Below are 22,638 nucleotides of genomic sequence, written 5' to 3'. Positions count from 1 at the left end.
CCGACTTCTCTAAAAAGTTAGGTATCTTGAGGCAGCTATTCTTCACTTTCCTTAAAAGCTAAAAACTGTTCCTGATTAATTCTACCAGCCTGATAAAGCGTTTCTGTAATTTCCGAAAGAGTAAAAACAGAATGACCTCGATAACCATTATCTAGCAATCTGTCTTGCACACCATTTTCATGGTCAATCAATACTACAATATCCTGAACATTCAATCCTGCTGACTTTAACTTTTCAGCACCTTCCATCACACTTTTACCAGTGATCAAAATATCATCAACCACCACCACAGTTTCACCAGGATAAAAACTACCCTCAATTAACCTCCGAGTTCCGTGTGCTTTTACCTCCTTCCGGGGATAAATCATCGGACAATGAAGACGCAAAGATAAACCAGTCGCAGTGGGTAAAGAACCGTAGGGAATACCTGCTAACCGATCAAAATTCAGAGAATTCAAAATCTCCTCATAAGCACTGAGAACTTGATTAAAAACTTGAGGATTAGAAATAATTTTCCGTAAATCAATGTAATAAGGAAAAGTAGCTCCCGATGCTTGTACAAAACTGCCAAACATAATACAACCAACATCATAAAGTTGTAAAATCAAATCTTGTTGGGGATGTTGAGTTGAAACAGAAACATCAGGTAACCACACAGCACAGGTAGAAGCATCACGCACAATTTCAGTTTTCCCTTGATTAATTTCTGCACGTAAAGCCTGAATATTTTCAGCTAAATTTGGTTGACTCAACATATCTTGAGGAACCGGAATCAATAACCCATCACCATTAGCACTCAAACCAGCTTCTAAAATTTGATTGAGATGACTTCCCTCAGCCCAAATGCTACGCGCCATAATTATCCTCTCAGGCGCAACCGCCCGAATTAGCGCCAAAACTTCAGCATTTATCGTACCTACTTCCAAACCCAATTGTTCAGGAGTTCCCCAATTTTTCGACTCCTTCACCACCTGTAAATAAAGAGGTGATTCATTTGTGGGATATTGTTGTAAAGCTTCTGCACCTAAATTAGTAGTACAACATAAAATAAATACTGCTTTATCAGGGTAAACTAAAAATGGTGCTACATGGTCTTGACCTGTATAGGGACTGAGAGTGATAGCATCTACATTCCATTCTGTAAATACTGCACGAGCAAAAACCGTACTGGTATTTAAGTCACTATGTTTAGCATCCAAAATAATAGGAATATGACTGGGAATAGCCGCTAAAGTTTTTTGCAGCAGTTCTAAACCCGGAACTCCCAAAGCTTCATAAAATCCCAAAGTTGGCTTATAAGCACAGACAAAATCAACCGTTTCGGTAATAATAAATTGTAACCAATTATGCAAATCAGAGATAACATCCTGAGATTTATAATGCTTTGGCATCATCTCTGGATTTGGGTCAAGTCCTACAAAAAGTAAGCTTTGATTTTGTGATATGCTACCCTGCAATTTATCAAAAAAGTTCATTTTTATTATTACCTAATTAAAACAGAGTAAATAATTAAAGTTCGTAGTAACTGGAGTTTAGTCCTTTCCATATCCCAATACGTTTGAGTGAAGGGTGCAGAATGTGGATTTTAACGTTTTAACGAACCGCAGAGGCGCAGAGAACACAGAGAGAGAAGACAGATTCGGAAAAAATTGGTTAACTGAACTGTATTGTTCCATCTCCTATTTCCACCTTCCCAGCGACACTTTAAAACTCCCTAAAGTCCGGCAAACCAATCATAACCCTGATCTTCCCAATAGCCCTTGAAGGGTGATAAACTACTCAAAAGCGAGATTTTAGTCACCCATTTACTCTGCTTATAACCAAGTTTAATCGGCGAAGCTAAACGTAAAGGCGCACCATTCTCAACTGGTAAAGCTGCACCGTTCTTTTCATAAGCTAACAAAGTCTGAGGATGTAAAGCTGAAGCTATATCCCAACTTTCATAATAACCATCAGCCGATTTAAAATAAGCAAACCGGACATTAGCTTGAGGTTCAGCCAGAGCGATAATTTCTCGTAGACATACACCACCCCACTGTACTATAGCCGCCCAACCTTCTACGCAAATATGACGAATAATCATAGAACTTAGTGGTAAAGCTTGAATTTCAGCCAAGCTGAGGCTAAGAGGGTTGTTAACTTCACCATCAATAATTAAACGATATTTATTTGGGTCAATAATTGGCGTACTTCTAAAAGTATTAACTATCAATTCTTCTGGTTTAACTTGACTCAGCGCAAACTCTGGGACAGGCTTTTGAGGTTGAAATATTAATTCCCCGACTTTGCGATTTAGTGGTTCAGAAAGTGGTCCGACTATATCTTCAAATAATGGTGTACCACAACCACCTAAAAGTAAACTTATGCTAGATAATCCCGAAATTTTGAGAAATTGACGACGCTGTATGTAATGTAAATTCATCTATTTTTTGCTCAGTGGGTAAAATATGTGAAACAAAATTCATGCTCCCTCTCCTTAGTAAGGAGAGGGCTGGGGTGAGGTTGTTTATAGTTTCTAAAAAAGTGAGGGGATGTTATTGCGGTTTTCGATTGAGTGAGATACAAGAACCCTACCCCCAACCCCCTCCCCGCAAGCAAGGAGGGGGCTATGATGTACTTTATTCAAGTGCATATAGCATTTCCCAGTCTAATAAAGTACACAATGATCTGCGTTCATTTGCGTCCATCTGCGTTTAATTATTAGTGCTTGTACCTCACTTGAATGGGAATTGCTATACCGCTAGAAAATAGGTAAAAGACAATTCATGCTCCCTCTCCTTACTAAGGAGAGGGCTGGGGTGAGGTTCTTATAGTTTATAAAAACGTCAGAGAATATTGATTAACGTAATTTACCAAAACATGGATTCAGTAAGTTGAGAACCTCCGGCTTTTCGTCCTAGTAATGAGTGAAGAACCGTAAATATAACTACCATTGGGACTGATGAAAAATGCACGATGCGTAATGCTTGCCAATCGCCAAACATATCGACAATCCAGGGAAATTGGGCGGGTTTATACATACCTAGTCCTGTAAGTAATGCTAACAGTAAAATAGGAATAATTGTTGTATATATGATGCGATGCCACGCATAAGCTAAACGCCGAGAATTTTGAGTTTTTTGTAATGCTTTCAGGTCATTAACACCAACAAATCTACGTCGCCAGCGTCGGGTAATTAAAACATAAATTCCATACCAGAGGAGATTTAAAGAGAATAACCACATAGCCGCAAAGTGCCAGTGTCTACCTCCTGCTAACCAACCTCCTAATGTAAATATGGGGGGAATGTGTAAACCAGCACGTCCACCAAATACGGGGTTAGCATTGTAAATTTGTAGCCCACTGGTGAGCATGAGAAATAGGCTAATGATATTAACAGAGTGGAATATCTTAGCCCCTATGGCTTGCATAGGTAATTTTACTTTGGGAACGGGAACGTTTGAAGTCATTGAATAAATATAAAATTTATCTACATTAATTTTCTCATATCCGCACTTCTAAGACACCAAGTTTGAATCAACAAATACTATTTTTCGGTAATCTTGAGTTGTAAACTACACTTACAGCAATTGAAAAGGGTGAGATAATCTTTGGAAAGACTATTAAAGATAGCCAGAATAATTGATGTCTGTACTGAACGCATTGGCAAATTGACCGGTTGGCTGGTGCTAGTCATGGTCATCCTTGGTGTATGGAATGTTTCAGGACGATACCTGGGACGGTTTATTGGCATTAACTTAACTTCTAATGCTTACATAGAAGCCCAATGGTATATTTTTGATTTAGTTTTCTTGTTGGGTGCGGGCTACACTTTAAAGCACAATGAACACGTGCGCGTTGATGTGTTTTACAGCAATTGGCCGCCTCGGCGCAAAGCACTGGCAGATTTACTGGGGACAGTATTATTTCTCATTCCATTCTGTATAATGGTGATATTTTTTTCTTGGGATACCGTTTTGGCTTCGTGGCAAATTCTGGAAACATCGCCAGATCCTGATGGTTTACCCCGCTACCCTATCAAAAGCATGATTATCGTCTCCTTTGTGTTGTTGATTTTCCAGGGAATTTCTCAGGTAATCAAAAATTTGGCTATTCTTCTAGGCAGACTCGAACCCCAGGAGGAAATTCATGACACTGGATTATGAATGGTTGGGGCCAGTGATGTTTGCTGGGGCGTTAGTGCTGCTATCCCTGGGATATCCTGTAGCTTTTTCTCTGGGTGGGGTGGCAATTTTATTTGGCATTGTGGGAATTTCTCTGGGTGTATTTGACCCGGTGTTTCTCACTGCTATGCCACAGCGCATTTTTGGCATTATGGCTAATTATACGCTGTTAGCTATCCCTTATTTTATCTTTATGGGGTCAATGCTGGAGAAATCTGGGATAGCTGAGAATTTGTTAGAAACAATGGGGATTGTGTTGGGACGCTTACGTGGCGGACTAGCTTTAGCTGTGGTGTTGGTGGGGGCGCTGTTGGCTGCAACTACTGGGGTGGTGGCGGCTACGGTAGTGGCTATGGGTTTAATTTCTCTGCCAATTATGCTGCGCTATGGATATAACAAACAATTAGCAACGGGTGTAATTGCGGCATCGGGGACTTTGGGGCAAATTATCCCGCCGAGTGTTGTGTTAGTGGTATTGGGTGATCAGTTGGGGATTTCGGTTGGTGATTTATTTATTGGTTCCCTGATTCCGGGTTTAATGATGTCGGGTGCGTTTGCCCTTCATGTGCTGATTGTGGCATTTTTAAAGCCAGATTTAGCACCGGCTTTGCCTGCCGAGGTGCGGGATATTGGTGGTAAAGCTTTGGGGAAACGCATATTTCAGGTGATGCTACCGCCGTTGATTCTGATTTTATTGGTTTTGGGAAGTATCTTTTTTGGCTTTGCTACACCGACAGAAGCGGGGGCTGTGGGTTGTGCTGGTGCGATCGCCTTGGCTGCTGCAAACCGTCAATTTACCTTAGAATCTCTGCGTCAGGTTTGTGATACCACTTTAAAAATCACCAGTATGGTGCTGTTTATTCTGTTGGGTTCCACAGCCTTTAGTTTAGTATTCCGGGGAGTGAATGGCGATCAATTTATGTTCGATGTCCTCGCCAATCTTCCCGGCGGTACAGTCGGCTTTTTGATTGTAAGCATGGCAACGGTATTTATTCTCGGCTTTTTTATCGACTTTTTCGAGATTGCCTTTATTGTCATACCTCTATTTGTGCCGGTAGCCCAACAATTAAACATTGATTTGGTTTGGTACGGTGTGATTTTAGGAGCTAATTTGCAAACTTCCTTCCTCACACCTCCCTTTGGTTTTGCGCTGTTTTACCTGCGTGGTGTCGCACCTCCAGAAGTTACCACATCTGACATTTATCGCGGTGTTATCCCGTTTATTTTGCTGCAAATGTTAGTTTTGGTCTTAATCATTGCTTTCCCCGGAATAGTGAGCTTTTTACCTAACTTGGGAAAATGAAGATTAGTCATTAGTCATTTGTCATTAGTCATTTGTCATTAGTCATTTGTCATTGGCAAGTCAAAATCTTTCCTCCCCCCTCCCCCCTGCTCCCTGCTCCCTGCTCCCCTGCTTCTTCTCCCCACTCCCTAACTATTAGAGATAGCGAAATTGGCATAACTCAATTCATTGACACGGTTCCAGTCGAAAACTTGTTTACGGAAGCCTTTCCACTGTTCGTAAACTTCTTTGAAAGTTGCATCTTTACTGGCATTTTCCTCTAAAAATTCAAAGGAGGCTTTTTGACCTGCTTGCATAATTTCTGGGCTGAAGGAAACTAATTTAGTACCCCCGGCAACCAATCTTGAAAGTGCTTGACCATTCAAAGCATCGTATTCAGTGAGCATATTCATGTTGGCTTCATGAGTCGCTGTTTTGAAGATGGCTTGGTATTCTGGGGGTAATTTGTCCCAAGCACTACGGTTAACTAACACTTCTAATGTGGGGCCTGGTTCCCACCAACCGGGATAATAGTAAAATTGGGCGGCTTTGTTTAAACCGAGTTTCTCATCATCATAAGGGCCTACCCACTCGGCGGCATCAATTGCACCCCGATCTAATGCTAAGAAAATTTCCCCTCCTGGTAAGACTTGCACTTGCACTCCCATACGAGATATGACTTGTCCCCCGATTCCGGGAATACGCATTTTTAAGCCTTGAAGGTCGGCAACAGTGTTAATTTCTCTTTTAAACCATCCTCCCATCTGCGCCCCGGTGTTACCAGCCGGGAAGTTAATGATATTGAAGTCGCTATAAATTTTTTGCATGGCTTCTAGTCCGCCACCATGATATAGCCAAGAGTTCTGCTGTTGGGCGTTGAAGCCGAAGGGTACGGAGGTGGCGAAGGCTAATGCTAAGTTTTTACCGATGTAATAATAACTAGCGGTGTGTCCGCATTCCACAGTTCCAGCTTGCACAGCGTCCATGACTTGCAACCCCGGAACCAATTCCCCCGCCGCAAAGGGTGTAATGGTGAAACGTCCATTGGTCATTTCTTTGACTCGCTTGGCAAGTATATCTGCACCGCTAAAAATTCCGAGGGATTTAGGCCAGCTGGTTGCCATTCGCCACCGGACGTTGGGCTGTCCAGTTTGGACGTTAGCGGCGGTTTGGGTACGCGCACAGGAGCCTAATGTTACAGCAGTTGCAGTGGCGATCGCACCTGTATTGATAATTTTTCGACGTTTCATAATGCTTGGTAAATAAAACTAAATTTTTCGAGTTATAGGGTAATTTACCAGTTTTTTGCAGTTGGTTGATACTGGGAATAAAAGAACCCCACCTCAATTGAAGAAGCAGGGGGAAGAGGCAGAGGGGCAGGGGAGAACAAATCTGGCTTGTATCACCATCTTTAGTTCCCAATCCCCAATAATTAATCTGTTATAACCGAGCTGCACGTAAAGCTGCACCAATTAGCCCCACTTGTTGATTGAGAATAATATGTACGGGTATGTCTTCGAGGATGGAACGCATCCTTCCTTTTTGGCTGAAGTTTAAGAGAAAACTACCGTTTTGCAGCAGGGTTTGGATTTTGGGAGCAATGCCACCTGCAATATATAAACCGCCGTAAGGTAATAATTTTAGGGCAAGATTACCGGCTTCTGCACCGTAAATGTCTACAAATAATTGTAAGGTTTGTACGCAAAGGCGATCGCTTCCTTGGAGTGCAGCCATACCAATAGCCGCACCGGGATCAACGCTTTTTTCCGGCTGTCCGGCTTCTTGTTCCCAGGTTCTGACAACTTGGGCGATTTCTGGTGATTCGCCCGATATTTTTCTGTCGCGCAAAAATTGGTAAATTGCGACAATTCCCTGTCCAGAAACTACCCTTTCTACAGAAACACGCTGGATATCATGTTTATCCAGGAGGTATTTCAATAGCTGAAATTCCAACTCGCTGCGGGGGGCAAAATCAGCGTGTCCGCCCTCTGAGGGAAAGACTTGGTAGTAGTTACCCTGTTTAATCAAAAATCCTTGTCCTAAGCCAGTCCCAGCCCCAATAACGCCAATGGGTGCTTCTAATTTGTGTTTACCAACTTGCAAAGTCAGCAAATCTTTTTTGCTTAACCCGAAAATGCCGTATCCCACAGCCGCAAAGTCATTAATTAGGCTCATGGAATCAATGCCTAATTCTTGTTTTAAACGGTCGGTATCGAGAAACCAGGTTAAATTGGTCAGCTTGGCTGTATTATCTACCACTGGCCCGGCGATCGCAAAACAAGCCTTTTGTGGTGTGGGCGTATTAGCCTTGCTGAGAAACTGCTGTACTAACGGTACTAAATCTGGAAAATCCCCACTGCGGTAAGTTTCCTCACAAATAGTCTGTAAATCTAGTGAGTCTGATGCGTCTACCAACCGCAAAATAGTTTTCGTACCGCCAATGTCTCCTGCTAGTAACAAGGTCATACAATTTAATGAGCGAATTAATTAGTTTTTCTGTAGTGTAAACCGAGGGTGGAGCGAGTTATTAATTTAAGCAAATCGAATCACTTCCTCTATTTCGGTCAAATGGGAAGTATCTCCCTTTAGTTCTAGCAACCATTCAGGCCCTTGGCGTACTACTTTTACTAAGGAACATAAAGAAGCTTTAACTTCTGCTTTAGCAATGTCCCCTACTAGCCCCATTGCAGCCCCCAGTACAGATGCACCATGTGCTACTAGCAAGATATTTTGAGGATAGCATTCAGTAGCCAAGCATCTAGCAGTTTGTCCCGAACGTTCCCGCACTTTTTCGTGAGTTTCCGGATATTGAGCAGCAATATGCGGTTTATAGCTAGTATCAATTCTGGGGAATAATTCTGCTAAGGCTGGAATTGACAGTCTTTCTGGTTCTTCCGTCATCCAGTCTGGATTTAGCCACTCACTCAAACCTGTTTCTAGTTTAATGGGTAAATCTAAAACTTCTGCAACGGCGTTGGCTGTTTGTACAGTTCGCAGAAATGGGGAAGCGAAAATATGAGCAATTTTTTCTGCTTGCAAACGTTTCGCTAACTGCTGTGTTTGCACTATACCATCATCAGATAAGGGTGGATCATAACGTCTTTGGGCGGTGAGAAACCAATCAGGGTTGACGAAATCGAGGCGGTTAGCGTGTCTTGCAATCCAAACTATTTGATTCATGAGAGAATTTGATATATTTCCCGCAGGCTAAAGCCTTGGGCTACACAAAATAAATGTGGGCAGTAGCGAACTACTCTCCCATCCTTGAGCTAAATTGTTGCATAAAGCGGCGGTCAATGTAATCTTTCCAGCACCAGAGGAGTTGATGCGGTGGTGTGGTAAAAGCACCTCTGGAAGCGATCGCCCGTTTGTCACCAGTACCAATTAAACTTAAATATTGTTGCTGTGGTATGTAGGGTTTGAGTGGTTGACCTAATAAAGTCCTTTGTAAATTTTCAAACAAGGGCTTACCTTGGCGCACAGCAAACACCCCAGCTTTAGGACGAGGGTGATTTACCATTGTCGCAATATCACCAGCAGCAAATACCTCTGGGTGAGTTTGAGATTGTAATGTATCTTCTACTAAAATAAATCCTTGTTCATCAGTAGCCAGTCCTGTGGTTTTTAACCATTGGGGTGCAGATGCTTGTGTTACCCAGAATATTTTATGACACTCTACCAATAACCCCGATTCACATTTAATCTCCAAGATTTCTTTAGTTTCTCTGTTGGCTAATGTGCTATATAGTGGTGCAATTTGGCAGACTGTTTCCCCTAAATGTAAATTAATACCACGCTTAATTAAAATTTGCTGAAATTGATGTTGCACTGAATGATGATAATTAGGCAACAGTTTTTCCTGACGCTGGAATAAATGAATTTGCAAATTTTGAATTGGTTGCTGATTTTGTTGCAAAATCCCATGTAAATGAGTTTGCATCGACAGTGCTAACTCCACACCGCCAGCACCACCACCTACAATCGCGATACTAATCGGTTCTTGGGGATTTTTGGCTACACGTTCTAGTAGCTGATACCAATGTTGCAATAATTTTGGCACTGGTTTAGCTGCAATTGCATATTCGGTGGCTCCCGATACAGATATGGTGGCTGGAGTGCTGCCAATATCAATAGATAATACATCAAAGTTTACGGCTGGACGGTTAGCACAAATCACTTTGTGGTTTTTCAAATCCAGTCCGATGGCTCTATCAATATATAACTGTGCTTGGGCAAAGTTAGCCAATTTTCGTAAATCAATGTGGCATTCTTCATGGTTATAAAATCCCGCAATGTGTCCTGGTAGCATCCCAGAGTAGGGTGTATCTGAGGCTGGGGTAATCAAGGTCAAACGTATTCCAGGCAAAGGATTCATGCCAAACATTTTCAATACAATAGCATGGCTATGTCCACCACCAATTAACACTAAATCTTTAATTATAGGTTGGATATTTTTTGGCATCTGTATATCAGGCTATTGTGGCAAATTCAGTAACTATTGCAGTTGATACTAATATTGATAATTTTAGTATCTCCTCATCCTTAATTTTAAGGTATTTTTAAATATGAGTTTAATTTGATAACGATACTAGAATTATTACTAATAATAGCATGATTGCTCAGAATAAACTTATACTAGTTTATGTAAATTTTCATGTATATATAACTTTTTTTTACTTATATTTGCCCACCAAGTTGTGATATTTTCTATTATTTGTAATCCTAAAAATCATTAAATTTACTAATGATTAAATCTTTCTATGCCATCACAATAAAATAAATGATTAATTTTGATAAAATAGTTTCTGTATGTTGATAGCAATTATTAATACCTCCAAAATATTAAGACAATTACAAGGGCAGTTAACAAGTAATCAGACATCATTAAAAAAAATCATCCTTGGGATAGGTTTTGCTCAAGAAAAAGCATTAGATATTACATTTAATCCCAGGGAAAAGCATTTATTTACACTAATAAAAAATCTAAATGATAAAAATATCGAGAACAGACTAGCAGTAATTTATGATTTAGAGGAATTTTCTCAAAATTATCAGAAATATCATTGGGAAATCATGGTGATTCTCACTAATTTTGTGCAAAATCAGGCTGCTGATCTGAATGGAGATGAGCTTAACAATAATCCATCACCAGGAATTCCTAGAGATATTCAAGCAGCGCTAACGGTAATTGGAAGAAGGGATACTAATAAAGACGAGTTAGACGAACAACTGGATTTGAGCCACACGGATATGAAAGGGGCTAATCTTCATCAGGCTAATTTAGAATTGACAAATCTCTATCAAGTTAATCTCTGTGGGGCTAACCTTTCTGGGGCTAACCTTTCGGGAGCAATTCTCAGTGCTGCTAACCTCTGTGGGGCTAATCTTTCTGGGGCTAACCTTTCGGGAGCAATTCTCAGTGCTGCTAACCTCTGTGGGGCTAATCTTGCGGGTGCTAATTTGCAGAGCGCAAATTTATATTTAGCAAATCTAGAGAAAGCTACTCTGGGTGATGCCATACTCACAGGAGCAAATCTCCGAGAAGCCAAATTTGAATGACAAGATCAGACATTTGAGTCTCTACAAGAGTGATGGATAAAGCATATTTAACCGACGACACTCAAAGGGTGTGCGATAGCTGGAGGTGGGGCTTTACCCATAGCTTGACACATTCAGGCGATCGCCTGATTAATCTATCTCATTCATTAAAATTCTGTTATAATTAATACAATATTCTCTATAAAAACTGTACTAATTAAGTCTTGTGATATATGTTCAAAATATGAGATTATGGGGCATATTCAAAATTTCTGCTAAATGATATACTAATTTTTCCTAAACTCTAAGTAATAATTCTGTGTCGTGAGGAATATTACTGCTATGTCTGCTTATAAAACAGACAAATTCTGGCGTTGGTTGATAGCTATAATAATTATAGTTTTTCTCTCACTGACCCTGATTGTTTTTGCATCGTCTTACCTTGAGGAATTGACAGTTGATCAACGAATACAATATAGAAATAATGTATTAACAAGCACAGCCATAGTTTTTATGGGATTGGCAGTGTTGATTAATGCTTACTATTCAGCCAAGCGTGCGGATGGTAGGCAAAAAAATGTGTTAGCGGAGCTTTTGCAATGGAGGCTAGCGGCTGAAAAAAACAACGAAATTAGCATTCAAAATTCCCAAATCAGTCAAGAGAAGCTGATTGTAGAATGCTTTATGGGGGCGGTTAACCAGCTGGGACACGAAAAAATCGAAACCCGAACAGGTGCAATTTATATTTTAGAAAGAGTTGCACAGGATTTTCCCCAAGAACACTGGACAATCATGGAAATCCTCGCGGCTTTTGTGCGGGAAAATGCTCCCATCCAGACAGATGAAGAGCAAGAAAAGCTAGAAAATTTACAGCCAATATACTTGGGTAGCCCCAAAAGCCGGGTGCGTCGGACACAGCAGGAGGAAGTGAACACCGGCGAAGTATTACCAAAAATTCGTCGGGATATTCAAGCAGCTCTGACGGTGATTGGACGGCGTAATTCTCTCCTAGACGAGGAAAATCACCAACTGGATTTACGTAATACCGATATCCGGCGAGCCGACTTGCTCGAAGCCAACCTAGAAAGAGCGGATTTGCGTGGCTCTAACCTTTGTGGAGCCGACTTGCGTGGTTCTCATCTGTGTAAGGCTAATCTCGAAGGGGCGCAACTGACTGGCTCTATCCTGTATGCAGCCAACCTCGAAAAAGCCAACCTGAATCGAGCTAACCTGTCTTGGGCGAACCTGAATCACGCTAACCTTTGCGGGGCTAATTTACGACGAGCCAACCTTTTGGGAGTAAGTCTGCGTGCAGCTAACCTCTCTGGGGCTAACCTTTATAAAGCCAACTTGCAACAGGCGGTCTTGAAAGTTGCTAACCTCTCTGGAGCGAAGTTGTTTCTAGCTAACTTGCAATGGGCGAAGCTGGGTAAAGCCAATCTGCAATTTGCCGGTCTGATTGGAGCCAACCTGAATGGGGCTAACCTGAATGGGGCTAACCTGAATGGGGCTAATCTCAATGCGGCTAAATTGCAACAAACAGAAATAATTTTTGCCGATCTCAGGGAAGCCAGTTTTGCTGAAGCTGACTTACATAGAGCCAATCTCATGGGTTCAGACCTGAATCAGGCTAGTCTTTTTCAAGCTAACCTTTGTGAGACTAACCTCATGGGAGCTAACTTATCGAATGCTAACCTGTGTGATGTCAAACTGGAAGGGGCAATTTTGACAGGGGCAAAAAATGTCGAGTTACAACAGATTAGGATGGCGCTAGGCGATCGCACAACTCGTCTACCTGATTATTTGGAAGCTCCACTAAATTGGCGGCAATCAGGGTGATTATCCGCAATATTAATAATTTGGGTGCATCTTAACCATTTATATTTATGCTGGTTTTCCCATTTATCTTTGATTTTGAACCCTGCCATAGTTACTGCGACAGTATCTTGATCCCCGGGGGCTGGTCAATGGTTTGGACTGGATCAGAAAACAACCGCAAGCGATGGCGGGGTATAGCCCATCGCACATTGGTGATTTTGTATATCCTGGTCAAAAAAATCTTGACATAAGATTTAATATAAAGTTTACTTATTTTACATATTATTGCAATCAGACTTACTTAACAGGTATAGCCTTTTCTCTATGAAAGCAATTTAATATTTATTTAATATTAAGGCTTGTGAATTAACAATATTGACGTATAAGGCTGTAAGCTATTCTTAACCGCATTAAACTTGGTGATAACTAAAACTTGCAATTTATTTATGTAGGTTTTTTTAGTCAACATTTTGAACTGTTTTTGACCTCAGCCTTCTCTATTGGGGATTCGTATTCAGCGACTCGCCATGTCGAAAGGCACTATAGCCTGCTGCCTTGCCAAGAATTAACGTTTTCTTTGCTTGATTTTTCATTCCCATAAAACATGAAACTTACTCAAAGTAGCTGGCAATTTTTTACAAATCTAGATTTTGTTGTTTTTGTAACCACAATCCCAGAATGTCATTCACTAATACTATCCATTTTAGAAACTTACGAGGCGATTTATTCGGTGGTTTAACTGCCGCGATCGTTTCCTTACCCCTAGCGTTAGCGTTCGGAGCCGCCTCTGGTGCTGGGCCTGCTGCTGGTCTTTATGGTGCTGTTTGCGTTGGCTTTTTCGCCGCCTTATTTGGTGGGACACCAACCCTGATTTCTGAACCTACCGGGCCGATGACCGTAGTCATGACTGCTATTGTCAGTTCCATGATCGCCAATAACCCAGAAAATGGCTTGGCAATGGCATTTACAGTAGTTATGCTAGCCGGGGTCTTTCAAATTATATTGGGAGTATTCAAGCTGGGTAAATATATTACCCTCATGCCCTACAGCGTAATTTCCGGTTTCATGTCTGGGATTGGAGTCATCCTGGTATTGCTGCAAATTGCTCCTTTTCTGGGTCAATCCAGTCCTAAAGGTGGCGTATTAGGAACGGTGCAAAATTTACCCCAGCTGTTCGCCAATATTAATCCTGTGGAAACAGCTTTGGGAGTGATGACCTTGGCAATTATTTTCTTAATGCCATCTAAAATCAAGCGTCTTGTCCCACCACAATTAGTAGCATTAGTATTAGTAACAATAGTTTCCCTGCTATTTTTCAAGGATGTTGACATCAGACGGATTGGCGAAATCCCAATGGGACTGCCAACATTACAAATACCTACCTTCAATGCATCACAAATCACGGTGATGCTCGTTAATGCAGCAATGTTGGGAATGTTGGGTTGTATTGATACCTTGTTAACAGCAGTCATTGCAGATAGTTTGACTCGTACTGAACACAAATCTGATAAGGAATTAATTGGTCAAGGTATCGGTAACGTCATATCTGGTTTATGTGGTGGACTCCCTGGTGCTGGTGCAACTATGGGAACGGTAGTTAACATTCAGACTGGTGCGAGAACGGCTGTATCTGGTTTGACTCGTGCTTTGATTTTACTGGTTGTAGTTTTGTGGGCAGCTGTTTTAACTCAACCTATTCCAATGGCAGTATTGGCTGGTATTGCGCTTAAGGTGGGGATTGACATTCTCGACTGGAGCTTTTTGCAACGCGCTCATAAGGTATCCCTGAAGGGTGCGCTAATTATGTACGGTGTCATGTTCTTAACCGTATTTGTTGACTTGATTGTTGCTGTTGGCGTGGGAGTTTTCATTGCCAACATCTTAACTATCGAAAGTCTTTCTCAGTTACAAGCTCAGGATGTGAAGACGATTACCGATGCGGATGATGCCATTGTCTTGAACGATGAAGAGAAGCAATTACTTGATCAAGCTAATGGACGGGTCCTATTATTCTACTTGAGTGGACCAATGATCTTTGGAGTTTCCAAAGCGATCGCGCGTGAACATGCAGCAATGGCAGACTCTGATGTGCTGATTTTAGATATCAGCGATGTCCCTATGTTGGGTGTGACAGCTTCTTTAGCAATTGAAAATGCTATCCAAGATGCTTATGAGCAAGGTCGTCAAATATTAGTTGTTGGTGCGGCTGGTAAAGTTAAACGCCGCTTAGAAAAATTTGGCATTGAGAGATTCGTACCTTCACATCATTTCTTTATGAATCGTTCAGAAGCACTTAAACAAGCTTTGGCTTTAGTTAATCCTGCTTTTATCCGCAATGTTGCTGCTACTAGTGACTAGGGTGAGAACTACCCACTATTTCACTATTAATTTTGTATTTCTCCAAGGACTTAATCTCACCGCAGAATTCATTAACACAATAGACAGATCACATGATTTTCTCAGAATTAATATTTAACTCAGTGTGGCAAAATCCTTTACTCGCAACCACCAACGAAGCTGAAAATGCCCCTATTGTCTTAGCTGGTGTATTACTCAGTTTAATAGTCATTTATCTGGCCAGTAAAATTGGCGGTGAATTGTCTAAAATGATCGACTTGCCTCCCGTTTTAGGCGAGTTACTTGGTGGCGTAGTGGTAGGGGCTTCAGCACTAAAGTTGGTGGTGTTTCCTGACAGTGGTGCAGCAGCTTCAGACTCCATCATTATGACTATCCTGCAATTTATTAACAACATCAGTCCCGAAGCAGTAACATCAATTTTTCAAAGCCAGAGTGAAATAGTTTCCGTTCTTGCAGAACTAGGTGTGATTATTCTGTTATTTGAAATTGGGCTAGAATCAGACTTAAAAGAATTACAGAAAGTCGGTTCTCAAGCGGTAGTTGTTGCTTGTGTTGGGGTAGCTGTTCCTTTTGCTGCTGGTACTGCGGGACTGATGTTTCTCTTTAATGTGCCAGTTATTCCCGCGATTTTTGCTGGTGCGGCACTGACAGCTACTAGTATTGGTATTACCTCTAAAGTTTTGTCAGAAATTGGGCAGTTAAAATCTCGTGAAGGTCAAATTATTGTCGGTGCAGCAGTCATTGATGACATTTTAGGCATCATTGTCTTGGCAGTAGTTGCGAGTCTTGCTAAAACTGGTGAGATTGATATTCTCAACGTCATTTATCTGATTGTCAGCGCTACAGTCTTTCTGATTGGTGCGATTTTATTAGGCAAATATTTCAATCAAACATTTGTGGCCATTGCGAATAAATTGCAAACGCGAGGAAACTTAATTATCCCAGCTTTAATCTTTGCCTTCTTCATGGCCTTTTTGGGTAATGCCATTCATTTAGAAGCTATTTTAGGCGCATTTGCGGCTGGCTTGGTTTTGGATGAAACAGATAAACGCAAAGAACTAGATGAGCAGGTTAAACCCATCGCGGATATTTTAGTCCCAGTTTTCTTTGTGACAGTGGGCGCGAAAGTTGATTTAGGCGTTCTGAATCCTTTCATTCCAGAAAATCGCGAAGGATTAATTATTGCTACCTTCTTAATTGTGGTAGCGATTATCGGTAAAATTGTCACAGGTTGGTCAGTTTTCGGCCAAGAAGGAATTAATCGGTTAGCGGTTGGTGCAGGAATGATTCCCCGTGGTGAAGTTGGGTTAGTATTTGCGGGAATTGGTGCAGCTAGTGGTACTCTTGATAAACCATTACAAGCGGCGATCATTATTATGGTGATTTTAACCACCTTTTTAGCACCGCCTTTATTGCGGTTTGCGTTTAAACAATCGCCAAAAGAAAAAGAATCTTTAGAGAAAGCCAATTTATTAGGCTAGCACCGCTAGGCGTTGGTCAAAAGTGAGCCAGCGCGGTCTTCTCCCAAAGGTAGAGGCTAGCGCCAAGGGGGTTTCCCCCATGAGCGACTGGCGAACCCCGAAGGGGTCAAAAGTCAAAAGTCAAAAGGTTGATTATGTCGGCTTTTTGATTTTTGACTAATCTGTTTATTTACACCGTGCTTTCATAGCTAATTTTATCCCACTACCCAACAGGTAATTCCCGTGTTAGAAGCATATATATTCGCCACAATATTGTGCGGATTTTTTGGTATCATCCTGAAAAAGAATCTTGTGATGAAGATTATCTCTATGGATGTGATGAGTACGGGGGTTATCGCCTATTACGTGCTGATTGCATCACGAAAGGGCTTTTTTACACCGATTGTTGTCAATGGAGAAAATCCCGCTTATGCTGACCCAGTTCCCCAAGCGGTGATATTGACGGCAATTGTGATCGGATTTTCGATTCAGGCCATAATGCTGGTGGGTGTAATGAAGCTAGCACGGGATAATCCCACTTTGGAAAGCAACGTGATTGAGAAAAATAACACGCCATGAATAACATTACTATTGCATGGATCGCACTACCGTTGTTTTTGGGATTCGTTATTTATCTGCTTCCCAAGCTTGACCGATACCTCGCCCTGTTTGTAACCCTGGTTTCGGCTGGATATGCGTTGGCGCTATTTTTTAACCAGTCCCAGTTGACACTAACTTTACTGGATAACTTCGGTGTCACCTTAGTAGTTGATCAATTGAGTGGCTACTTTATATTGACAAATGCCCTGGTAACTACTGCGGTCATCCTCTACTGTTGGCGAACTGATAAAACGGCTTTCTTTTATACACAAATTATCATTCTGCATGGCAGTGTTAACGCCGGTTTTGTCTCTGCGGATTTCATCAGTTTATATGTGGCGTTAGAGGTAATTGGGATTGCGGCGTTTCTCTTGATTGCTTATTCCCGAACCAATCGCTCGATTTGGGTGGCCTTGCGTTATATGTTTGTCAGTAATACAGCAATGCTGTTTTATTTGGTGGGCGCGGTGTTGGTCTATGAGGCCAATGGTTCCTTTGCTTTTACAGGTTTGGCTGACGCACCGAAGGAGGCGATCGCCTTAATCTTTGTCGGACTCTTGACAAAAGGGGGAATATTTGTATCAGGTTTGTGGCTACCCTTGACACACTCCGAATCAGAAACGCCTGTGTCAGCCTTACTATCAGGAGTTGTTGTCAAAACTGGTGTATTTCCCTTGGTGCGCTGTGCTTTGCTAGTGCCAGAGATTGATCCCATTGTCAGGATATTTGGAGTAGCCACAGCGTTTCTGGGCGTAGTTTATGCCTTATTTGAAAAGGATACGAAGCGTTTGCTGGCCTTGAGTAGTATTTCTCAGCTAGGCTGGCTTCTCGTTGCACCGGAGGTAGCAGGTTTTTATGCCTTGGGCCACGGACTGGCAAAATCAACGCTTTTCCTGATTGCAGGTAACTTACCCAGTCGAGACTTTAAGGAACTGCAAAATCGGCCAATTAATAATGCGCTGTGGATTGCCCTTGTTATGGGTAGTCTTTCAATATCGGGTTTTCCGTTACTGGTTGGCTTTGGGGCTAAGATGCTGACGCTGGAAAATGTTCTTCCTTGGCAAGTTATGTTAATGAATATTGGGGCTATAGGAACGGCAATTGTGTATGCGAAATTCGTCTTTCTACCTCATGGACAAGGAAGCGATGTCAAACCTGGTTTTTGGCCACCACTGATCCTATTACTAGGCGCGCTCATTGCTTCAAGTAGTCTTTACTACGAGGCGTACACTGTGGCAAATATCACAAAATCATTAGCGATTATCGGTATTGGCTGGTTGGCACATTTTTTAATTTTTCAACGGTTAGTTTTCAACTTACCACGTGTACTTGAGCAACTTGAACATCTGATTGGAGTAATGAGTTTGATGTTGCTTTTGCTGTTGGGGATGGTATTAGCATGATTGGACATCTGAATCTGATATTGCGACTAACTATTTGGTTTTTGCTCACTTCTGATTTGAGTTGGGCAAATATCATCATTGGTGTTAGTGTCGCCCTCCTATTACCGGGTCGTCAAAAAGTACCAGAAGCTTTAAGGGATTGGTTACGTGTACTGGGTGAAGTTATAGTAGCCATTCCCCAGGCGTATATTGAGGCATTTGAAATCATCTTGCGTCCCCATAACCACGAAGATGTGATCATGGAACGAGTCAAACCTCAACGTACACCGGGGCTGATATTCCTAGATATATTCCTGATTACTTTTACGCCCAAGACCATTGTCTTGAAATATCACGAACAGGGGTTGTATGAAGTACACCGGGTGATACGGAGGCGGAAAGCGTGAATCTGGTATTGTTGGCAATGGTTTTAGCCCTGCTCATACCCATGTATGAGGCTTGGCAAGATGATGATATTTGGCAAAAAATGTTGGCTTTTGCCAGTATTGCCACCAAAACATCAATTATGATCCTGATTGTCTCCGTGTTACGGGATGATTGGATGATTGGTGTTGTGGGGATTATCATCCTCAGTGTGGGTAATGCCGGATTAATGTTATTAGCACATCTACTGAAACGTATGAGTAATTTATGATTGACTTGTTGAGTTATACCTGCTTATGCTTAGGTCTGTTCTTCTGGTTTTGGGGAACTTTTCCCCTACTGGGTCATCGCTCGGTATTATTCAAGCTGCATAGTCTTTCGGTTGCAGATACTCTAGGATCTATGAGTATCATTGTCGGGCTACTGCTGAAGATCCCCAGCGAATGGCCGCTACTCGTTCTCGGCATCATCTCCTTGGCGATCTGGAATACAGTCCTGGGTTATGTGTTGGCATATTGTTCTAGTAGCGATGATAACCATGAATGATAGCTATATTTATGTAATTACCGCACTGTTGCCGTTATCTGCATTGATGCTGGTACTTCAGGTCAATCCATACAATGCCCTGGTAGTTCAGGGAATACTGGGGGCTGTGGCGGCCTTGGTATTTGCAGTTTTGGGGGCGGCGGATGTGGCTTTAACCCAAGCATTAATGGGGACTTTGCTGGCAATTACACTATATGCGATCGCAGTCCGTTCTTCCTTGGTAATGCGTCTGGGTGTCCTGGAAGACGAGTCACAGGAGGTAGATGCAGACTTAAAATCTCCAGGTGATTTTGGGCAACTACTAGAAAACTTACGCCGAATTTTTAGCAAATACTATCTGCGTCTTGAGCTAGTTCCATACATGAATATTCAGGCTTTGCAGCAAGCACTTATGGATAAAGAAGTTCATGCGACTTGTGTCAGGAGTGATAAAAATAACTCCCTATCTGGGGAAGAAAGACAAATCTATCATACGACGACTAGAGTTCAACGGCTATATGACATCATGGAGTCTGAACTTTTGTCACCTGCAACAATCGTTACTTATGTAAATACACCAGATTCAGGGGAGAAGCATTAATGAAATGGGTCTACATTGCAGCAGGGATAGCGCTTTACATGATCTTTCTGGTTATGCCCAATCAAACACCAGATGTATCGGATATCTCTCTTGTGGCATCAATTGTAGAAGATAGTGGAGTACCCAATGCAGTTACAGCTATCATTCTCAGGAATCGGCTGTATGACACTATCTTTGAAGTAGTAGTATTTACAATCGCAGTCATGGGTGCGCGTTTTCTGCTGGCTGATGAAAGACCGTTCTGCACTATCTATCAGTTTACAGATGAACCCTCCATGATTTTGGCGCGTCTGGGCGCGACTATTTGCTCATTGGTGGGGATTGAACTGGCGATTCGAGGACATCTGAGTCCGGGCGGTGGTTTTGCGGCTGGGGTAGCGGGCGGTACAGCCATCGGACTGATTGCAATTACCTCATCATCGGAGTGGATGCAGGCGATTTACACGCGCTGGAATGCCGCTATCTGGGAAAAGGTTTCAGTGCTGATTTTTATTGTACTGGCAGTGATAACTTTGGCAGGATTTGAGTTACCCCACGGAGAGTTGGGCGCACTTGTCAGTGGTGGGGTGATTCCTTTGCTGAATATCTTAGTTGCAGTCAAGGTGGCGTTGGGGTCGTGGTCGGTGATGTTAATTTTTATTCACTATCGCGGATTGTTGTGAGAGCTAAAATTTATACTTATTCTGTTTGTCGCTTTTATGATTGATTTTGAACCCTGGGATCAATTACTGCGTCAGGATGTAGACCACCAGGGGCGTGTAAATTATCTTGCCTGGAAACGAGAACAACCGCTTGCGGTTGCTCATTGATTATCCAGCCAAAAACATCTGTCTCTGCAATCCAATTCTTCTACTACGGCACAATTAGCATTATGGATTAACCTCTACAACGCATTTACGATTTCAACGATTTTAGAAGGACTTGTACATTTACCGCCCCATTGAATAATTCTAAGCTGTTGTGAGCGATCGCCACCGTTTGATCACAGCTACCACCATCCACCACTAAAATTTCCCAAGCTGGAGGATTTAGCAAAGTCAGCTGGCGTAAAGTTCGCCTCAAGCTGGTTTGTTCATTTAAAGTCGGAATAACAATAGAAACATGAGACATTTATACAAGCAAAAATAATAAAATGCCCTTGTCAAGCATAACGCGAAAAAATTATCTCTCCGCGCCTCTGCGACTCTGCGTGAACTTTCCATCTTGAGGGGGCGACAAAAATGGTAAAAGTATTACTCCCAGAGGGATTGAAGTAACAGACCCTCTCAAAAAAAACGGTTCTTATTGACAATACTATGTGGTTATTAGACAGCTAATTAAGAGGGACAGTTTGATGGTAAAAAAGAATGGTCTCGTCAAATTAACAAGACCCGAAATAAATGTTACCCTCATTCTATCAACCAATCCTATCCAAGTACCTCAGCCGTACACAATTAATTACTCTAAAAATGCTGGTATGGTTGCTACAAAGTCAGAAACAAGTAAAAATAGAAAGATTGGCTGCTACTATACCTTTACCAATACAACAAAATAGCCGTCGTCGTCACTTACAAAGATTTCTCAAATCGAATGCGTTGAGTGTAGTGCTACTATGGTTTCCCATTATTGAAGAAATATTATCACGTCTAATCAAACCCAAATCACAATTGATTATTGCCCTGGATAGAACCCAATGGAAAGACAATAATATTTTGATGGTGAGCGTGATTTATCAAAAAAGGGCATTGCCAATATATTGGTGTTTACTTAACAAAGATGGTTGCAGTAACCTGCAAGAACAACAAAAGGTATTACGCCCGGTAATCCGGCTCTAGAAACATTATCAATTAGTGGTGATTGGGGATAGAGAATTTCATGGGATTGAATTAGCCAGTTGGTTGCACCGTCAAGGTTTAAAGTATGTTTTTCGACAAAAAAAGGACACTACTTTTCGGAAAAAAAGGCAAGATTTTCAACCGCTACATACGATTCCACTTTCTCCCGGTGACCGCCGATTTTATCCTGATGTCAATCTCACACAAAATAAAGGGTTTGGTCGTTGTAATTTAGCAGTTTATTGGAAACGAAAATATCGTGGCAAACAAGAGAAAGAGCCTTGGTATTTATCAACTAATCTGACAGATGTATCAACGACTGTCAAAATATATGGTCAACGTTTTGGGATTGAGGCTATGTTTAAAGACTGTAAAACTGGTGGCTATAATCTAGAAGGTTCTCAAGCTTCTCCTGATAGGCTTGTCCGTCTGATTTTATTAATTGCTATAGCAATGACTTCTGCATGGTTACAAGGTCAAAAAACTCAATTTTCTAGACAACAATCTTATGTCTGTCGTCCAAGTGATTTGAACAGAAACAGAAAAAGACATAGTGCTTTCTGGATAGGCTTATACGGATACAATTGGATAATTTCGCTGAATGGGTGTCAGGATTTGGTCTTGGAAATGATGGCTGCCGTTCGCAATAAGCAGGCATTTTATCAGCAGGGGGTGATGGCTATGATGCTTATACAGCAGCCTCTTTAACTTCT

At 41.7% G+C, this 22,638-nt stretch carries 23 protein-coding genes; 15 read left to right on the top strand and 8 right to left on the bottom strand.

The features are described 5' to 3' along the window. Positions 1 to 35: 35 nt before the first annotated feature. The 3 genes from NSP_RS09685 to NSP_RS09675 all read right to left on the bottom strand — a co-directional run bounded on the left by NSP_RS09685 (position 36) and on the right by NSP_RS09675 (position 3,449). Positions 36 to 1,475 carry a bifunctional orotidine-5'-phosphate decarboxylase/orotate phosphoribosyltransferase gene (locus tag NSP_RS09685; RefSeq protein ID WP_006197236.1) on the bottom strand — a complete coding sequence of 480 codons (1,440 nt, stop codon included), beginning with the start codon at positions 1,473 to 1,475 and terminating at the stop codon, positions 36 to 38. Between the two features lie 239 nt (positions 1,476 to 1,714). Beyond that, complete coding sequence (locus tag NSP_RS09680; RefSeq protein WP_006197235.1) at positions 1,715 to 2,422, bottom strand: molybdopterin-dependent oxidoreductase; 708 nt, start codon at positions 2,420 to 2,422, stop codon at positions 1,715 to 1,717. 427 nt (positions 2,423 to 2,849) lie between these two features. After that, positions 2,850 to 3,449: a cytochrome b/b6 domain-containing protein gene (locus NSP_RS09675; protein ID WP_006197234.1), complete on the bottom strand. Its 600-nt coding sequence runs from the start codon at positions 3,447 to 3,449 to the stop codon at positions 2,850 to 2,852. Positions 3,450 to 3,590: 141 nt separating this feature from the next. On the opposite strand from NSP_RS09675, the gene NSP_RS09670 reads away from it, so the two are divergent. Both NSP_RS09670 and NSP_RS09665 read left to right on the top strand, forming a co-directional pair. Continuing rightward, positions 3,591 to 4,145 (top strand): TRAP transporter small permease subunit, encoded by a 555-nt coding sequence (locus NSP_RS09670; protein ID WP_006197233.1) that lies wholly within the window; start codon positions 3,591 to 3,593, stop codon positions 4,143 to 4,145. Then, complete coding sequence (locus NSP_RS09665; protein WP_006197232.1) at positions 4,129 to 5,466, top strand: TRAP transporter large permease; 1,338 nt, start codon at positions 4,129 to 4,131, stop codon at positions 5,464 to 5,466. Before NSP_RS09670 ends, NSP_RS09665 begins: the two co-directional genes overlap by 17 nt. A gap of 128 nt (positions 5,467 to 5,594) precedes the next feature. On the opposite strand, the gene NSP_RS09660 is transcribed toward NSP_RS09665, so the two are convergent. The 4 genes from NSP_RS09660 to NSP_RS09645 all read right to left on the bottom strand — a co-directional run bounded on the left by NSP_RS09660 (position 5,595) and on the right by NSP_RS09645 (position 9,907). Further along, on the bottom strand, positions 5,595 to 6,695 hold the full coding sequence (locus NSP_RS09660; RefSeq protein ID WP_006197231.1) for a TRAP transporter substrate-binding protein: 1,101 nt from the start codon (positions 6,693 to 6,695) through the stop codon (positions 5,595 to 5,597). Between the two features lie 190 nt (positions 6,696 to 6,885). Continuing rightward, positions 6,886 to 7,911, bottom strand: a complete 1,026-nt coding sequence (locus NSP_RS09655) for a glucokinase (protein ID WP_006197230.1) — start codon at positions 7,909 to 7,911, stop codon at positions 6,886 to 6,888. A gap of 66 nt (positions 7,912 to 7,977) precedes the next feature. Continuing rightward, positions 7,978 to 8,625 (bottom strand): histidine phosphatase family protein, encoded by a 648-nt coding sequence (locus tag NSP_RS09650; protein WP_006197229.1) that lies wholly within the window; start codon positions 8,623 to 8,625, stop codon positions 7,978 to 7,980. A gap of 70 nt (positions 8,626 to 8,695) precedes the next feature. Next, the gene (locus tag NSP_RS09645; protein ID WP_006197228.1) at positions 8,696 to 9,907 is read right to left on the bottom strand and encodes an FAD-dependent oxidoreductase; all 1,212 of its coding nucleotides are present in this window, start codon (positions 9,905 to 9,907) and stop codon (positions 8,696 to 8,698) included. A 347-nt stretch (positions 9,908 to 10,254) separates the two neighbouring features. Here NSP_RS09645 and NSP_RS09640 point away from each other — a divergent pair, with 347 nt between their 5' ends. The 11 genes from NSP_RS09640 to NSP_RS09590 all read left to right on the top strand — a co-directional run bounded on the left by NSP_RS09640 (position 10,255) and on the right by NSP_RS09590 (position 20,773). Then, positions 10,255 to 11,004, top strand: a complete 750-nt coding sequence (locus NSP_RS09640; protein WP_006197227.1) for a pentapeptide repeat-containing protein — start codon at positions 10,255 to 10,257, stop codon at positions 11,002 to 11,004. Positions 11,005 to 11,325: 321 nt separating this feature from the next. Further along, positions 11,326 to 12,822, top strand: a complete 1,497-nt coding sequence (locus NSP_RS09635; protein ID WP_006197226.1) for a pentapeptide repeat-containing protein — start codon at positions 11,326 to 11,328, stop codon at positions 12,820 to 12,822. Between the two features lie 657 nt (positions 12,823 to 13,479). Continuing rightward, positions 13,480 to 15,159: a bicarbonate transporter BicA gene (bicA, locus tag NSP_RS09630; RefSeq protein WP_006197225.1), complete on the top strand. Its 1,680-nt coding sequence runs from the start codon at positions 13,480 to 13,482 to the stop codon at positions 15,157 to 15,159. Between the two features lie 92 nt (positions 15,160 to 15,251). Then, complete coding sequence (locus NSP_RS09625) at positions 15,252 to 16,640, top strand: cation:proton antiporter (RefSeq protein WP_006197224.1); 1,389 nt, start codon at positions 15,252 to 15,254, stop codon at positions 16,638 to 16,640. A gap of 222 nt (positions 16,641 to 16,862) precedes the next feature. Next, the gene (locus NSP_RS09620; protein ID WP_006197223.1) at positions 16,863 to 17,198 is read left to right on the top strand and encodes a cation:proton antiporter subunit C; all 336 of its coding nucleotides are present in this window, start codon (positions 16,863 to 16,865) and stop codon (positions 17,196 to 17,198) included. Then, positions 17,195 to 18,622: a cation:proton antiporter gene (locus NSP_RS09615; protein ID WP_006197222.1), complete on the top strand. Its 1,428-nt coding sequence runs from the start codon at positions 17,195 to 17,197 to the stop codon at positions 18,620 to 18,622. The genes NSP_RS09620 and NSP_RS09615 overlap by 4 nt, the downstream gene beginning before the upstream one ends. Beyond that, on the top strand, positions 18,619 to 19,008 hold the full coding sequence (locus tag NSP_RS09610; protein ID WP_006197221.1) for a Na+/H+ antiporter subunit E: 390 nt from the start codon (positions 18,619 to 18,621) through the stop codon (positions 19,006 to 19,008). The genes NSP_RS09615 and NSP_RS09610 overlap by 4 nt, the downstream gene beginning before the upstream one ends. Continuing rightward, positions 19,005 to 19,256, top strand: coding sequence for a hypothetical protein (locus NSP_RS09605; RefSeq protein WP_006197220.1), 252 nt, complete (start codon positions 19,005 to 19,007; stop codon positions 19,254 to 19,256). Before NSP_RS09610 ends, NSP_RS09605 begins: the two co-directional genes overlap by 4 nt. Further along, a complete protein-coding gene (locus NSP_RS09600; protein ID WP_006197219.1) occupies positions 19,253 to 19,531 on the top strand; it encodes a monovalent cation/H(+) antiporter subunit G in 279 nt (92 codons plus the stop codon). Before NSP_RS09605 ends, NSP_RS09600 begins: the two co-directional genes overlap by 4 nt. Beyond that, complete coding sequence (locus tag NSP_RS09595; RefSeq protein WP_006197218.1) at positions 19,524 to 20,111, top strand: DUF4040 domain-containing protein; 588 nt, start codon at positions 19,524 to 19,526, stop codon at positions 20,109 to 20,111. The genes NSP_RS09600 and NSP_RS09595 overlap by 8 nt, the downstream gene beginning before the upstream one ends. Further along, the gene (locus NSP_RS09590; protein ID WP_006197217.1) at positions 20,111 to 20,773 is read left to right on the top strand and encodes a Na(+)/H(+) antiporter subunit B; all 663 of its coding nucleotides are present in this window, start codon (positions 20,111 to 20,113) and stop codon (positions 20,771 to 20,773) included. The genes NSP_RS09595 and NSP_RS09590 overlap by 1 nt, the downstream gene beginning before the upstream one ends. 232 nt (positions 20,774 to 21,005) lie before the next feature. Here NSP_RS09590 and NSP_RS09585 read toward each other — a convergent pair whose 3' ends face one another. Continuing rightward, positions 21,006 to 21,221, bottom strand: a complete 216-nt coding sequence (locus NSP_RS09585) for a glycosyltransferase (RefSeq protein ID WP_006197215.1) — start codon at positions 21,219 to 21,221, stop codon at positions 21,006 to 21,008. 269 nt (positions 21,222 to 21,490) lie between these two features. On the opposite strand from NSP_RS09585, the gene NSP_RS26515 reads away from it, so the two are divergent. Both NSP_RS26515 and NSP_RS26510 read left to right on the top strand, forming a co-directional pair. Continuing rightward, positions 21,491 to 21,925: a hypothetical protein gene (locus NSP_RS26515; RefSeq protein ID WP_006197214.1), complete on the top strand. Its 435-nt coding sequence runs from the start codon at positions 21,491 to 21,493 to the stop codon at positions 21,923 to 21,925. A gap of 15 nt (positions 21,926 to 21,940) precedes the next feature. After that, positions 21,941 to 22,633 (top strand): transposase, encoded by a 693-nt coding sequence (locus tag NSP_RS26510; protein ID WP_006197213.1) that lies wholly within the window; start codon positions 21,941 to 21,943, stop codon positions 22,631 to 22,633. Positions 22,634 to 22,638 lie beyond the last annotated feature (5 nt).

The sequence above is a fragment of the Nodularia spumigena CCY9414 genome (assembly GCF_000340565.2).
Taxonomy (GTDB): Bacteria; Cyanobacteriota; Cyanobacteriia; order Cyanobacteriales; family Nostocaceae; genus Nodularia; species Nodularia spumigena.
This window is presented reverse-complemented; position numbering and strand designations above follow the sequence as displayed.